The following is a 13,465-nucleotide window of genomic DNA, read 5'->3' as shown; positions in this document are numbered from 1 at the left end:
TCCTACCACCCCAGCCAGTCCTTCAGAACATGGAACGACAGCAGGCACTTGGGGCTAAACCCTCCGAGAAATGCCCCAGTTTATGCCCCAGTGGTTTCGGGTGTTACGGGTGCCGAAGGTGGGCCCTCAGAAGTCGTTGAAGGCCCATGCCACGGGTTATAGTCGATCGCGATCGACACCGTTCGCCCAGTAGTCCCAGTCGTCGCGCTTGTTATCCGCCGCCGACCCCTCGATCAGGTGCTCAGGACGGACGCAGCGCTCGTTATGACAGCGATGACGAACCACCGTCGCCTCATCGATCACCGCCCGGTTAACAACACAGTAAACGAACCGCGCAGAGGCTACCTGTCGGCCCTTGAACCGTGTTTTCGGCCGTCCCTGCGTGGAGGTAACCCAGCACCCGTTCTCATCCTCTGTGGTTTGCGATATGACGGAGTTGGCCCTCGAAAGGGCCTCCTCGTAGTGGGTGTCCATGATGTCCTGCAGCCAGATCTCGCAGTCGTCTCTCAAGAAGAAGTGCTGACCATCCATTATATGATCTCCACTTCGTCGAACCGGCTGTCACCAGCAATGTGATCGTTGATGCTCACTGGCTCAAAGTCAGGACCATGGATTTTACCCCGCTCGATCCAATAGCCGGACTTAACCCAAATCGCGCGTTGATAGTCTTTGCCACCCCACTTGGCCTTGGTCTTCTGCCAGTCCAACTCATCCATGAGGTGCTTGGTTTGGTTGATGTTTCCTTTGAGGTTCGTCTGGACGAACTCAACCACTCCCGCTTCAGGCAGGGCGACGAGCCCACTAGCATTCAGTTCTTCCTCCAACCGATCAACGATGGTGTCTCGGCTGGTCTGATGCAGTCGTTCCATGGTCGGGGTCTGATGGTCTGCGATGTTGAGGCTTTTGGCGCTGAATCCGACCGGCAGTTGTCTCTGCATCAAGGCGTTATAGACACGGGCCACGTTCGCCGGATCATCCAGGAACTGATTAACCTGACCGACGAGGTTCGAAAACTCGTTGGCGCGAGAACCCCCTGATCGACCGTCATGGTTCACATCCATTACGAGATAACGCCGCTCACCCTCACCGATCCATGATGGCCAGATGTTCGAGGTGAACAGAAAGCAGCACGACTGCTTTGCGCGTTCAGCTTCAATCCCTTTACGCTCTATCAGAACGTAAGGGTCAGTGATGAAGGTTTTGATAGCGTTTTCCTGCGGCGACCCCGGCGTGATTTGGGTTTCCTCACACACCACAAGTTTGCTTGTCAGAACCGTGGCGTTGAACTGCTGCGTTAGCTTGCTGACGTTATTTGGAACGACGGTATTCGAAGTGCCAAAGAGTTCGGTCAGAATGCGAGCCGTTGTACTTTTCCCAGTACCTCTTCCCCGCGAATACAGGAACGGAGCCCAAGCTGGCTTTTCTCCCTCGTTCTGAAGGCTCCATGCCAGCCAGTTCATGAACTGCTCACGGTCGTGCTCGAGCTGAAAGAACTCGTCGAAGAATTGCCCGACGACGCCAAGCTCAGCGGAGTTGATCCTGAGTTGGCGATATTCCGGTTCGACCCACGTGTTGGCTGCAACTGCTCCACGCGACCGTATCAGTCGGTTAGAGTTACCGGCTTCACAGATTGCCGTTCCGTTCCAGACCTGAAACGACCGGTCGGCGTCAGTATGCTGCGTTTCGATCAGCAGCTTGAATAAGGTTTTGACTAGATCTTTGCTCAGTGGAACTTCAGGATGCTCGTCTCGTACCCGGTTCAGGATCATCCGCTCCACGTCATTGCGCGACAGTGGAACACTCAGATTCTCCACGTCGAAGAACTTGTTGTCCCTCCGAACGATCTGATCGCCATGGGCCTTGGCTAGACGTTGGACTTGCTCGGTTACCTCCGCTCCAGCAGTTGAATTATTTTTGGTTTCCATTGATGGTTATCTCCCATCATTGATGCTCCCGGCTTAGCCACGCACCCCGTATCAGGAGACGGCTGATTAGACCGTTTATGGGGGGCACGCACCAGGTGCATAATCGCGTTCTTTCCTTCTATAGTGTGCCCTGGAAGAATTCATGGGGCGAAAAGTGGCCTGAAACCCCATATTTTTATGGCTAAAATGGACTTCTAAGGTGCATTTTTCCTGCTGATACAAAAAACGACCGAATTTGGCCGTGAAATTCACCTGGAACAAACGTCGATATCGGTCGCCAAGTGGCCTCTGCGCGGTTCGTTTACTGTGTTGTTAACCGGGCGGTGATCGATGAGGCGACGGTGGTTCGTCATCGCTGTCATAACGAGCGCTGCGTCCGTCCTGAGCACCTGATCGAGGGGTCGGCGGCGGATAACAAGCGCGACGACTGGGACTACTGGGCGAACGGTGTCGATCGCGATCGACTATAACCCGTGGCATGGGCCTTCAACGACCTCTGAGGGCCCACCTTCGGCACCCGTAACACCCGAAACCACTGGGGCATAAACTGGGGCATTTCTCGGAGGGTTTAGCCCCAAGTGCCTGCTGTCGTTCCATGTTCTGAAGGACTGGCTGGGGTGGTAGGATTCGAACCTACGATACACGGTACCAAAAACCGCTGCCTTACCACTTGGCTACACCCCAACGGTGAGGCGCTATCTACGATTGTTGTTTGGAGGGTTCAAGACCTTTCCCGCAAAAAAATGAGGAAGGTCTGGAAAAAACTTTTGACCCCAAGGTTGGTGCTCAGAGGTGGCTTTTCTCGGGGTCTTTCTTTGGCACTGTGCCGATTGGCATGCAGTGGGTCTGCGGAGGGCCTAAAAACACTTTCTTGATACGCCCACATAGGAAAATGCCGTTAATTTCATATGGCCTACGGGCATTTGAATGTTACGCTCAACTTCGCAAAGGGACCAACATTGGCAAGATCCCGGATACCCAATCATAGGTGACACATGAAATTTCTACGCACGCCGGACTCTCGATTTGAAGGTCTGGCTGATTATGACTTTCAGCCGAACTACACTTTGGTCGACGATACTGAGGCGGGAGAATTACGAATCCATCATGTGGATGTAGGGCCTACTGATGCCGATCCGGTGTTGATGATGCACGGAGAGCCGAGCTGGTCGTATTTGTATCGCCATATGATTGCGGGGTTTGTGCAGCAGGGGTATCGCGCTGTTGCGCCGGATTTGATTGGGTTTGGCAGATCGGACAAGCCGACGGAACGTAGCGATTATACCTACGCGCGCCACGTCGCCTGGATGGGGGACTGGCTGCGTCAGGTGGATCTGCGCAATATCACGCTGTTCTGTCAGGACTGGGGCGGGTTGATTGGGTTGAGGCTTTGGGCCGAAATGCCCGACAGGTTTGCGCGCGTTGTCGTCGCCAATACCGCGCTGCCGACCGGCGATCAGCCGATGGGAGAGGCTTTTGATAGTTGGCGCAAATTCAGTCAGGAAGTGCCTGTTTTTCCAGCCGGTGGGATTTTAAAGGGTGGAACAGCGAAACCGTTGTCAGACGCGGCCATTGCGGCTTATGACGCGCCATATCCCGACGAAAGTTACAAGGCGGGGGCGCGGCAATTCCCGATGCTGGTGCCGGCTTCGCCCGATGATCCCGAGTCGGATGCGAACCGGCGGGCGTGGGGTGTGCTGCGCGGCCTGCAAACGCCCGTCCTGACGGCTTTTGGTGCGGATGACAACGTAATGGCTGGGATAGATGCGGTGTTTCAGCGTCTTTGCCCCGGCGCGGCCGGGCAACCTCATGTGATCTTGCCCAATGCGGGTCATTTTCTGCAAGAGGACGTAGGCCCTGAACTGGTAAAGCTAACCTGCGATTTCATCCAGCGCACGTCCTGAGGTGTGCAGGGTCATTCCCGGACTTCCGAAGGGTCGACCCCCCAAAGGTTCGACTTGAGGGTCCAGCCCTTGTATCCGCCAGCCGAAATTCGGCACCAGTCAATGGTACAGCTTCCAAGTCGGGCGACCACGCCGGATTCGAACTGTGCGCTGACCTGCGAGTTCGGGTCCGGGTTGGCATAAACGGGCAGCATGTCAGATTCGATCAGGACTGTGCGAACGCCAGACAACAACGCATAGTGTACCCAGCCGCCGGCTCCGTCGCGGTCCTGAACCTTCCGCCAGTTTCCATATTCGGCGGTGATTTGCAGAGGCATCCCACGGCGTTTGAAGACCCAGTCGATTCGATGGGTCAGGGACGGGCCGCGACGTACATTGCCTTCGGCGGCTTTCATCGAAACATATCGGGGCAACGGCAGATTGGTCACCTGACCGCGCTTGTCCTGCGCGCTGGCAGCGACTGCACCAGCCAGGACCAGAAATGCGGACAAAACCGCCGTCAAACGGCGCTTTGGGGGTAGAATACCACTCACGGACTGTCTGCTCTTGTGCCTGTTGATCTTGTTTCGAAAAAAGGTCGACTCAATGCCTCGGGTGTTCTTGTGCCCCGCCTTATCCTGCGCCACGATGCCATGGCGCGCGAAGGTTTGCAAAGCAGTGGGAGTGCACAGGTGCCAAGAGAACGTCTGAGTGTTGTCGTAACGCGACGGTTGCCCGAGGCGGTAGAAACCCGGTTGAGCGAATTGTTCGATGTTCAGTTGCGGACCGAGGACACCCCAATGTCCCGAGAAGAACTGGTCGCCGCAGTCCAAAGCGCGGATGTCCTTGTACCGACGGTCACAGACACAATTGACGGCGGATTGCTGGGACAGGCGGGTGAAAACCTGCGCTTGATCGCGAATTATGGGGCAGGGGTCGACAATATCGACGTCGCAACCGCGCGGCAGCGTGGAATTCTTGTCTCGAACACTCCGGGTGTTCTGACAGATGATACCGCCGACATGACCATGGCGCTTATACTTGCCGTCACGCGGCGTATCCCTGAGGGACTGTCGGTGATGCAAAAAGGTGAGTGGGAGGGCTGGGCCCCGAACGCCCTGTTGGGTGGCCGCATCGGTGGCCGCCGTCTTGGTATTTTGGGCATGGGGCGCATTGGTCAGGCCGTGGCGCGCCGGGCCAGCGCCTTTGGGATGCAGGTTCATTACCACAACCGCCGCAGGCTTCGTCCCGAAACGGAACAAGAGCTTGAAGCGACCTATTGGGAAAGCCTTGATCAGATGGTTGCGCGAATGGACGTCATCTCGATCAACTGCCCGTCCACACCGTCCACGTTCCACCTGATGAATGCGCGGCGATTGAAGCTGATGAAACCTTCGGCGGTAATTGTGAACACCTCGCGGGGAGAAGTGCTTGACGAAAACGCGCTAACCCGTCTGATCCGGTCCGGCGATATCGCGGGGGCTGGATTGGACGTTTACGAACACGGGACGGACGTGAACCCGCGCCTGCGGCAGTTGCCGAATGTCGTCCTGCTGCCGCATATGGGATCGGCCACACTGGAAGGGCGTATCGAGATGGGTGAGAAAGTCATCATCAATATCAAGACGTTCGAAGATGGCCACCGCCCACCGGACCAGGTGGTTCCTGCAATGCTGTAGGAATGTGCGGCAGCCCGCAAATTTACGTTTTTTCAGGAGGATAATATGAAAAGAAGTCTGATTTCAGGGTTGTTCGCGACCGCAATGGCAATTTCGGGCCCTTTGTTCGCACAAGAGACAGCCGACGCTGTTGCCCCCGAAGGTGCCTCCGAAGGGAAGGTTCAGGGCCTGACCGAAGAAGTGATCGCCTCGCTTGAGGCGAAACTGGCTGGCGCGCCGGTTTCTTCGCAGAATTGGATGGTGGCCGCCGCGAACCCGTTGGCCGTTGAAGCCGGGGCCAAGGTATTGCGGGCCGGTGGATCGGCTGCGGATGCGATGGTAGCTGTACAAGTTGTGCTTGGCCTGGTCGAGCCGCAGTCGTCCGGACTGGGCGGTGGGGCGTTTCTTGTTTGGTACGACGCCGCTACTGGCGAACTGACGACGCTGGACGGGCGCGAAACCGCGCCGTTGGAGGCAAATCACCGGCTGTTCCAAGATGAAAATGGCGAACCGTTGAAATTCTTTGACGCCGTCGTGGGTGGTCTGTCGGTGGGCACTCCGGGCACGCCTGCTTTGCTGGAAGAGGCGCACCGGCGCTGGGGCCGCAGCCCGTGGCCCAGCCTGTTCGCCGATGGGATCGCGCTGGCTGACGAAGGGTTTCTTGTATCTCCGCGTTTGGCCGGCCTTGTGGAAAAAGACGCCGAACGCCTGTCGCGTTTCCCGGCGACCGCCGCGTATTTCCTGCCTGATGGGGCGCCATTGGCACAGGGCCAGCGCCTGATGAACCCCGACTATGCGGACACTCTGCGCGTTCTTGCCAGCGAAGGATCAGCGGGTTTTTACGGGGGCGAGATCGCCGCAGGTATCGTCAACACGGTGCGGAGCGCACCGGGGAATCCGGGGATTCTGTCCGGAATTGACTTGGCGCTGTATCAGGTGATTGAACGCGAACCCGTCTGCGCAGCGTATCGCGCCTATGAGGTGTGCGGAATGGGGCCGCCTTCCTCTGGTGCGCTGACTGTGGGTCAGATTCTGGGCATGCTGGATGGCTATGACCTGGCGGCGATGGGGCCCGAGGATATCAATACGTGGCGACTGATCGGCGACGCCTCGCGTCTGGCTTTTGCGGATCGCGGGCGGTACATGGCGGATCACGACTTTGTCCCGATGCCGACAAAAGGGCTGGTTGATCCGGCCTACCTGTCGGAACGTGGCGCCTTGATGAGCGGCGATGCGGCTCTGATTGATGCAGCACCCGGGAACCCCGAATTCGAGCATTCGTCGAATTGGGCGGATGACGTGTCGCTGGAATTGCCGTCGACCTCTCATATCTCGATCGTTGACCAGTATGGGAACGTCCTGTCGATGACCACAACGATCGAAAACGGGTTCGGATCCCGATTGATGACCAACGGGTTCTTATTGAACAATGAACTGACGGATTTCTCGTTCAAAACCCACAGCAATGGTGTTCCGATCGCGAACCGCCTTGAACCGGGCAAACGCCCCCGTTCGTCGATGAGCCCGACCATCGTAATGCAGGATGGCAAACCGGTTCTGGCCATCGGTTCACCCGGTGGAAGCCGGATTATTGGTTATGTTGCCAAGTCAATCATTGCGTGGGCGGATTGGGGCATGGACGTGCAGCAGGCACTGTCGATGCCCCATCTGGTCAACCGTTTTGGCACCTACGATGTCGAACAGGGCACATCGGCCGAGGGGTTTGTCGATGCGCTGACGACCCTGGGATACGAGGTTAATCCACGTGACCTGACCTCGGGGCTGCACGCCATCGAGATCGGGGACGTTTTGACAGGCGGTGCCGATCCACGCCGCGAAGGGATTGCGCTGGGCGAATAGCCCGGCGTTTTAGGGGGGAACACCATGGCGCAAGCAGTTGCATTGCCGCGGAACGAGGCTGGCATTCAGACGGTCGTTGGCCTTCTGAAGTCTACCTTCGGGGATCGTCTACAAACAGGGCAGGCGATCCGCGAACAGCATGGGCATACCACGACTTGGATTGAAAATCAGTCCCCGGACGCCGTGGTGTTCCCGCATTCGACCGAAGAAGTATCTGAGATCGTCAGACTTTGCGCCGAACACAAGGTCCCAGTGATCGCCTTTGGCACGGGGACCTCGCTTGAGGGGCATGTGAACGCGCCCGCCGGTGGGATTTCGGTCGACCTGACCCAGATGAACAAGGTGCTGAAAGTCAACGCCAGCGATCTGGATTGTGTCGTGCAGCCCGGTGTGACGCGCGAAGACCTGAACACATTCCTTCGTGATCAGGGGCTGTTCTTTCCCATCGACCCCGGTGCGAATGCCTCTTTGGGGGGGATGGCGGCAACCCGGGCGTCAGGGACCAACGCGGTACGCTATGGGACCATGAAAGACAACATCCTCAGCCTCGAAGCTGTCATGCCCGACGGTCAGATTATTCGTACCGGTCACAGGGCCAAGAAGTCCTCTGCTGGGTATGACCTGACGCGGTTGCTGATCGGTGCTGAGGGAACGCTTGGTATCATTACAGAGATCACGTTGCGTCTTCAGGGTATCCCCGAGGCGATCACCTCGGCGCGGTGTTCCTTCCCAACGGTTGATGCGGCCTGCCAAGCTGTAATGATGACGATCCAGTACGGCGTGCCGGTCGCCCGGATCGAGTTACTGGACGAAATGTCAGTGAAGGCTGCGAATGCCTATTCCAACCTGACCCTGCCGGAAACGCCATTGCTGCTGCTCGAATTTCACGGATCGGAAGGCGGTGCAGTTGAGCAGGCCGAAACCTTTGGTCAGATCGCCGAGGAATTCGGGGGTACAGATTTTGCCGCGACGTCAACGACGGAAGAGCGGAACAAGCTGTGGCAAGCCCGGCACGACATGTATTGGGCGTGTCTGCAACTGCGCCCTGGTGCACGCGGAATCTCGACTGACGTATGCGTACCGATCTCACATCTGGCAGAGTGTGTGACGGCAACGCAGAACCGTGCGAGTGAACTGGGGCTGATGGCCCCTATGGTTGGGCATGTGGGTGATGGAAACTTCCATACGCTGCTCCTGATTGACATGGACAACCCTGACGAGGTGGCCAACGCCGAAGGATTTGTGGGCTGGCTCAATGACCTTGCCATCTCAATGGAGGGGACATGTACCGGTGAACACGGAATCGGACAGGGCAAGCGCCCGTATCTTTTGAAAGAACTGGGGCCAGCCGTTGCCTATATGGGCGCCATCAAAAGGGCGTTGGACCCCGATAACATTATGAATCCAGGAAAGATTTTTCCTTCATCGAATTATTGATAACGTTGCGGAAGCGTCGCGCCTAGGACACAAGGATGCCCAAATTCGCCTGTATCAGTTACCGCAACGAGCAGTAATTTTTTCAGGTATTCAAATGGGCGTATTACGGATTGTCGGATTTGCGTTGGTCGTTGTTTTGGTCATTGCCGGGCTCGACTACTATCAGCAGGATAAGAAACGCGCGGATACGTTGTCGGCCAGCGGCTATATCGACACGATCAAAGAGCGTTTCGCACTGTTTAACGAAGAGCTTGATGCCGAGCAGATTGAACGCGACCGTAAGCAGCGTTGGCGCGCCGGAAGCGAACCCTATGCCCCGAAATCGGGCGAAGACTGGGTGCGCCGCGCAATTGTGGATCGCGACTATACCCGTGATGCCCGCGAAGGTGTTCTTCAAAACGGTATTAGCGAGGCCGCCCGCCCGCTAGCCAAGCAGGTGGCGGTGCAGAAGGTGCAGCAACTGGCTGAAAAGCTGGATCGCACCAGTTGGGTCTATGAAAACGGCACGCATACAATCTGGCTTCAGGTCTCACTGAAAGAGGACGCGCGGTCCAACACCCTGACAGGCAATATCGTGCGATCCGTTGACACGCTGGGCCAAAGCGGTGCCGATTATGCCCCATTCGCAATTGTCGGTGGCGTGGCCTACTTTCAATTCAAGCAGAACAAATACAGCGTGATCACCGTGAATGACCGGTCCTTCTGGTCGATGGTCACGGCGGGTATCACGGAACTGGATGCTCCGGTCGAGTTTGACATCTACAAAGGCACGCTTGGCCTTGGTCAGGAGGTCCGGATGCAACTCTATTCCAACGCGCCCCCGCATGAGGTCAGGAAGTTTCTGGCGAAGCTGGACTATGACGGTATGAATGCGTTGCTTCGCAAGCCGGTACCCGGTGTTAGCAACGACAGGACCACGAACCTCGAGACCGAGGAAGAGCTGGCGATCGAAATGGCAGGCCTTCGTGGTGAGTTCATGAAGCTGCGGGCTGAACTGGCGCGGCTTCGACTTGACAACATCAACGGGCTTTGGCTTGTCGCGAACACCCTGGCTGCGCAATACGGGTTGCCGGGCGATACGTTCGACTTGACCGCAAACAAGATCAAATCAGCGGATGATCTGATCCAAGTTGGTTATCGCACCGGCCTTACCTCTCTTCTGGATGGTGAGGTTCAAAAAGCCGACGCGGAAGGCGGAAACATGTTCGGCCGTCTGTTTGCGTCATTCAAAGGTGGCGATAACCCGCAAGAAGCAAGCAGCAAGGGCGGTGGCTTTCTGGATGGGCTGAAGTCCATGTTCCAAAATAGCGAAACCGCGCAGGCGCCCGAGGTCCGCGTCAACAAGGGTGGCGCGGGTCTAGTCAGCAAATGCGCCACCAAGGACGCCTTCAAGACCTGCACGCTGACTGACGGCTAAGAGATCGAAACCAGACACGGAAAAACGACCCCCAGCAATCCGGGGGTCGTTTTTTTTATATCACTGGTCGGATGAATGTCGCGCCGAGCCCCTCAAATGCGCCATATGGTGTCAACTTAATTCAAGGGGAGACGCCCGGTTATGAAAACCCAAGTCAAAGCACTGGTCGTAGGCGGTGGCGCCGTTGGGACCTCGATCGCTTATCATCTGGCCAAAGCGGGCTGGGATGAGGTGATGCTGATTGAACGGGACGAGCTGACATCGGGCTCGACCTGGCACGCGGCGGGGCTGCTGCCGCTGTTCAACATGTCCTATGCGACAACTCACATCCACAAATACTCTGTCGATTTCTACAAGCAACTTGAAGAAGAAACCGGCCTGAACGCGGGCTTCGCCGTGGTCGGCAACCTGCGCATGGCACAAACGCAAGAGCGTATGGACGAATACATGCTCTATGCCTCAACCGCCGAGACCTGCGACGTCGCATACGAGTGGCTGACACCTGAGCAGATCAAGGAACGCTGGCCGCTGATCGAAACTTCGGACTTGAAAGGTGCGATTTATCATACCGAGGACGGCTACATTAACCCTGCCGACGTAACGCAGGCCATGGCCAAGGGTGCCCGTCAGCGCGGTGTGGACATTGTCCGCAAGATGCAGGCCGATGCCTTCCACTGGAACGGCACCCATTGGGAAGTCACCTGCACCAAAATGGTGGAAAAGGGCGGCAATCTGGTTGAGAGCGACGAGCAGGTGGTGATCACCGCTGAACACGTCGTGACCGCTTCGGGCAACCACGCACAGCGTACCGCCAAGATGCTGGGCATCAAGATGCCCGCGATCCCAGTCGAACACACCTTCATCGTCATGGACAAAGACCCTGAGTTGGTCAATTGGCGCGAAGCAGGCAACCCGGAACATCCCGTTGTGCGCGACGCCGACAATGAATCTTATGCCCGTGAAGAGCGTGGTGGCTGGATTCTTGGCATCTACGAGCACGGCGCCCCTGCGCGCTTTGAACACGGTGTGCCGGACAGCTTCCGCGCGGACCTTTTCCCGCTGGATCTGGACCGGATCGCGGATCAATACATGGCGATGGCCGAACGCGTTCCGTCCTGCGCCGAATCCGGCCTGAAAGACGATTTCAACGGTCCGATCTGCTATACCCCCGACGGCAACCCCCTGGTTGGTCCGGCTCCGGGCCTGCGTAACATGTGGCTGGCCGAAGGATTCTCGTTTGGTATCACGGCTGCAGGCGGCACCGGATACTATCTGGCACAGATGATGGTCGATGGCGAAGCCGAGATCGACATGGCCTCGCTGGATCCCAAACGCTACAGCAGCAACTGGATGACGACCGAGTTCGCCGCGCGCAAGAACGAAGAGTGCTATGAGCATGTCTACATCCTGCACCACCCGGATGAAGAGCGTGAAGCCTGCCGTCCTCTGCGCACCGTCCCGGCCTATGACCGCCAGAAAGCGCGCGGCGCTCAGTTCGGTTGGGTTAACGGTTGGGAACGCCCGAACTATTTCGGCCCCGTTGATGCACCCGACAATTTCGATAAGGAAAGCCGCTCGTTTCGCCGCGGTGGCTGGTGGAAACATGCGGTGGAAGAAGCCAAGGCGATCCGCGAAGGCGTTGGCCTGATCGACGCGTCGGCCTTCACCAAGCACGTCGTTAAAGGCCCCGGTGCGACCCAGTTTCTGGATTGGTTCACCTGCAACAAACTGCCCAAGGTCGGTCGTATCAACCTGACCTATGCGTTGACATCACACGGCACCACCCGCACCGAATACACCATCGTCCGCAATGGCGAGAACAACTACTATCTCGTCTCTGCCGGCGCCTGGACCGAATATGACGCGGATTATCTGCGCAAGGCGGCTGAGGACAAGATGGTGGAGTTCGGCTACATCGAGATCCAGGACGTGACCACCCAGTGGGGCGTCTTCGCAATCGCCGGACCCAAGTCGCGTGACGTTCTGAAAGAGGTCATCAAAGACGCCGATCCGGAAACCGCACTGTCCAACAAGCGTTTCCCGTGGCTGTCGGCCCGTCAGATCGAATTGGGCATGTGCCCCGTGAACGCAATCCGCGTGGCCTATACCGGCGAACTGGGTTGGGAATTGCACCACCCGATCGAGATGCAGAACTACCTGTTCGATCTTCTGGAAAAGGCGGGTGAGAAACACGGTATCAAGTTGGTCGGCGCCCGGGCCCAGAACTGGCTGCGTCAGGAAAAATCCTATCGCGCCTTCGGCACTGAACTTGGTCGCGATGCGACCCCGCTTGAGGCTGACCTGCCGCGCTTTGTCGACCCATCCAAGGAATTCTACGGTAAGGCCAAGCTGGAAGAGACCGGCGTACGTGTGAAATGCTGCACCCTGCTTATCGACGGGCCGGAAGATGCTGACCCGTGGGGCCGCGAGGCGCTATATACGCCGGAAGGTGAGCGTGTGGGTCGTCTGACCTCGGGCGGCTATTCCGTGGCCTTCGAGAAATCCATCGGGATGGGTTATGTGACGCCCGAATTGGCGGTTGAAGGCACCAAGCTGAAGGTTAAGATCCAGGATAAGCTGTGGGATGCGGTTGTCACCTGTGACAGCCCCTACGATCCGAAAAACGAGACCATCCGTAAGGACGGTTGATCCCGTACGATGTTGTTGGCAGCGCCCAAGAAATGCGCCGCCTGCAGCGGCCCATGCCTCCGGCGGAAGTATTTCTAAACAGAAGAAGCGGGGGCTGGAAAATGATCCAGCCCCCCCTGCTTTTGGCAAGGGGGGCCTTCTCCTGTTACGGCCATCGGCGCTTCCGCCTGTACCGCAAGAGATTTTGTGGCCTCAATATGTTAAGAAACCGTTTCTTCTTCTGTTCAAAATACTTCCGCCGGAGGCAAGCCTGCGTATGCAGGCTTTTTGCGGGTAAAGGCGTTCAGACCAACAATTCGTCAAAACACTCCAGAGCTTTGGCTGCATACATCATCGACGGTCCTCCGCCCATTTGGATAGCCATAGAAAGTACGTCCGAAACCTCTTCTCGGGACGCGCCTGACTTGGCCAAGGCTTCTGTATGCAATGTGATGCAAGGTTCGCAGCGGATAGCGATTGACATACCTAGCGCAATGAATTCCTTCGTCTTGTAGTCAAGCGTTCCGCTTTTTTTGACCGTTTCTCCCAAGGACCCAAACGCGCGTGCTGTTTCGGGGATTGCGGTGTTGAGAGTGCGTAGTCCCTTGCGGGTGTCCGTTAGCTTTTCCTGCCAAGTCATGTCTATCCTCATTCACA

At 57.2% G+C, this 13,465-nt stretch carries 11 protein-coding genes and 1 tRNA gene; 7 read left to right on the top strand and 5 right to left on the bottom strand.

Features of this window, described 5'->3' with window-relative positions; all coding sequences use genetic code 11:
• Positions 1-156: 156 nt before the first annotated feature.
• Positions 157-531, bottom strand: coding sequence for an HNH endonuclease (locus GOV88_RS20100; protein WP_171241511.1), 375 nt, complete (start codon positions 529-531; stop codon positions 157-159).
• Positions 531-1,925, bottom strand: a complete 1,395-nt coding sequence (locus GOV88_RS20095; RefSeq protein ID WP_171241510.1) for a primase-helicase family protein — start codon at positions 1,923-1,925, stop codon at positions 531-533. The genes GOV88_RS20100 and GOV88_RS20095 overlap by 1 nt, the downstream gene beginning before the upstream one ends.
• Before the next feature lie 281 nt (positions 1,926-2,206).
• Here GOV88_RS20095 and GOV88_RS20820 point away from each other — a divergent pair, with 281 nt between their 5' ends.
• Entirely contained in the window at positions 2,207-2,395 is a 189-nt protein-coding gene (locus GOV88_RS20820) for an HNH endonuclease (protein ID WP_371808273.1), read from the top strand.
• Positions 2,396-2,534: 139 nt separating this feature from the next.
• On the opposite strand, the gene GOV88_RS20085 is transcribed toward GOV88_RS20820, so the two are convergent.
• Positions 2,535-2,609 (bottom strand) — tRNA-Gln (locus GOV88_RS20085).
• A 311-nt stretch (positions 2,610-2,920) separates the two neighbouring features.
• On the opposite strand from GOV88_RS20085, the gene GOV88_RS20080 reads away from it, so the two are divergent.
• Positions 2,921-3,829 carry a haloalkane dehalogenase gene (locus GOV88_RS20080; protein ID WP_171241508.1) on the top strand — a complete coding sequence of 303 codons (909 nt, stop codon included), beginning with the start codon at positions 2,921-2,923 and terminating at the stop codon, positions 3,827-3,829.
• Between the two features lie 11 nt (positions 3,830-3,840).
• On the opposite strand, the gene GOV88_RS20075 is transcribed toward GOV88_RS20080, so the two are convergent.
• A complete protein-coding gene (locus tag GOV88_RS20075) occupies positions 3,841-4,362 on the bottom strand; it encodes an SH3 domain-containing protein (RefSeq protein WP_171120126.1) in 522 nt (173 codons plus the stop codon).
• A gap of 138 nt (positions 4,363-4,500) precedes the next feature.
• Here GOV88_RS20075 and GOV88_RS20070 point away from each other — a divergent pair, with 138 nt between their 5' ends.
• From GOV88_RS20070 to GOV88_RS20050, 5 genes are all read left to right on the top strand, one after another.
• Positions 4,501-5,487, top strand: coding sequence for a D-glycerate dehydrogenase (locus GOV88_RS20070; RefSeq protein WP_171121666.1), 987 nt, complete (start codon positions 4,501-4,503; stop codon positions 5,485-5,487).
• Between the two features lie 45 nt (positions 5,488-5,532).
• Positions 5,533-7,326: a gamma-glutamyltransferase gene (gene ggt / locus GOV88_RS20065; RefSeq protein ID WP_171241507.1), complete on the top strand. Its 1,794-nt coding sequence runs from the start codon at positions 5,533-5,535 to the stop codon at positions 7,324-7,326.
• A 24-nt stretch (positions 7,327-7,350) separates the two neighbouring features.
• Positions 7,351-8,763: an FAD-binding oxidoreductase gene (locus GOV88_RS20060; protein WP_171241506.1), complete on the top strand. Its 1,413-nt coding sequence runs from the start codon at positions 7,351-7,353 to the stop codon at positions 8,761-8,763.
• A gap of 94 nt (positions 8,764-8,857) precedes the next feature.
• Positions 8,858-10,180, top strand: coding sequence for a hypothetical protein (locus GOV88_RS20055; protein WP_171241505.1), 1,323 nt, complete (start codon positions 8,858-8,860; stop codon positions 10,178-10,180).
• A gap of 141 nt (positions 10,181-10,321) precedes the next feature.
• Positions 10,322-12,829, top strand: a complete 2,508-nt coding sequence (locus GOV88_RS20050; protein WP_171241504.1) for an FAD-dependent oxidoreductase — start codon at positions 10,322-10,324, stop codon at positions 12,827-12,829.
• A gap of 283 nt (positions 12,830-13,112) precedes the next feature.
• Here the strand turns inward: GOV88_RS20050 and GOV88_RS20045 are convergent, their stop codons facing one another.
• The gene (locus tag GOV88_RS20045; protein ID WP_171241503.1) at positions 13,113-13,448 is read right to left on the bottom strand and encodes a carboxymuconolactone decarboxylase family protein; all 336 of its coding nucleotides are present in this window, start codon (positions 13,446-13,448) and stop codon (positions 13,113-13,115) included.
• Positions 13,449-13,465 lie beyond the last annotated feature (17 nt).

The sequence above is a fragment of the Ruegeria sp. HKCCA5491 genome (genome assembly GCF_013034565.1).
GTDB lineage: Bacteria > Pseudomonadota > Alphaproteobacteria > Rhodobacterales > Rhodobacteraceae > Ruegeria.
The sequence above is the reverse complement of the archived record's forward strand: the minus strand, read 5'-3'. Positions and strand labels throughout refer to the sequence as shown.

Bases quoted from the DNA above. Each gene is read 5' to 3' on its own strand.
- GOV88_RS20060 (WP_171241506.1), top strand. From the start codon at position 7,351: ATGGCGCAAGCAGTTGCATTGCCGCGGAACGAGGCTGGCATTCAGACG.
- GOV88_RS20095 (WP_171241510.1), bottom strand. From the start codon at position 1,925: ATGGAAACCAAAAATAATTCAACTGCTGGAGCGGAGGTAACCGAGCAA.
- GOV88_RS20055 (WP_171241505.1), top strand. From the start codon at position 8,858: ATGGGCGTATTACGGATTGTCGGATTTGCGTTGGTCGTTGTTTTGGTC.
- GOV88_RS20080 (WP_171241508.1), top strand. From the start codon at position 2,921: ATGAAATTTCTACGCACGCCGGACTCTCGATTTGAAGGTCTGGCTGAT.
- GOV88_RS20100 (WP_171241511.1), bottom strand. From the start codon at position 531: ATGGATGGTCAGCACTTCTTCTTGAGAGACGACTGCGAGATCTGGCTG.
- GOV88_RS20050 (WP_171241504.1), top strand. From the start codon at position 10,322: ATGAAAACCCAAGTCAAAGCACTGGTCGTAGGCGGTGGCGCCGTTGGG.
- GOV88_RS20045 (WP_171241503.1), bottom strand. From the start codon at position 13,448: ATGACTTGGCAGGAAAAGCTAACGGACACCCGCAAGGGACTACGCACT.
- ggt (WP_171241507.1), top strand. From the start codon at position 5,533: ATGAAAAGAAGTCTGATTTCAGGGTTGTTCGCGACCGCAATGGCAATT.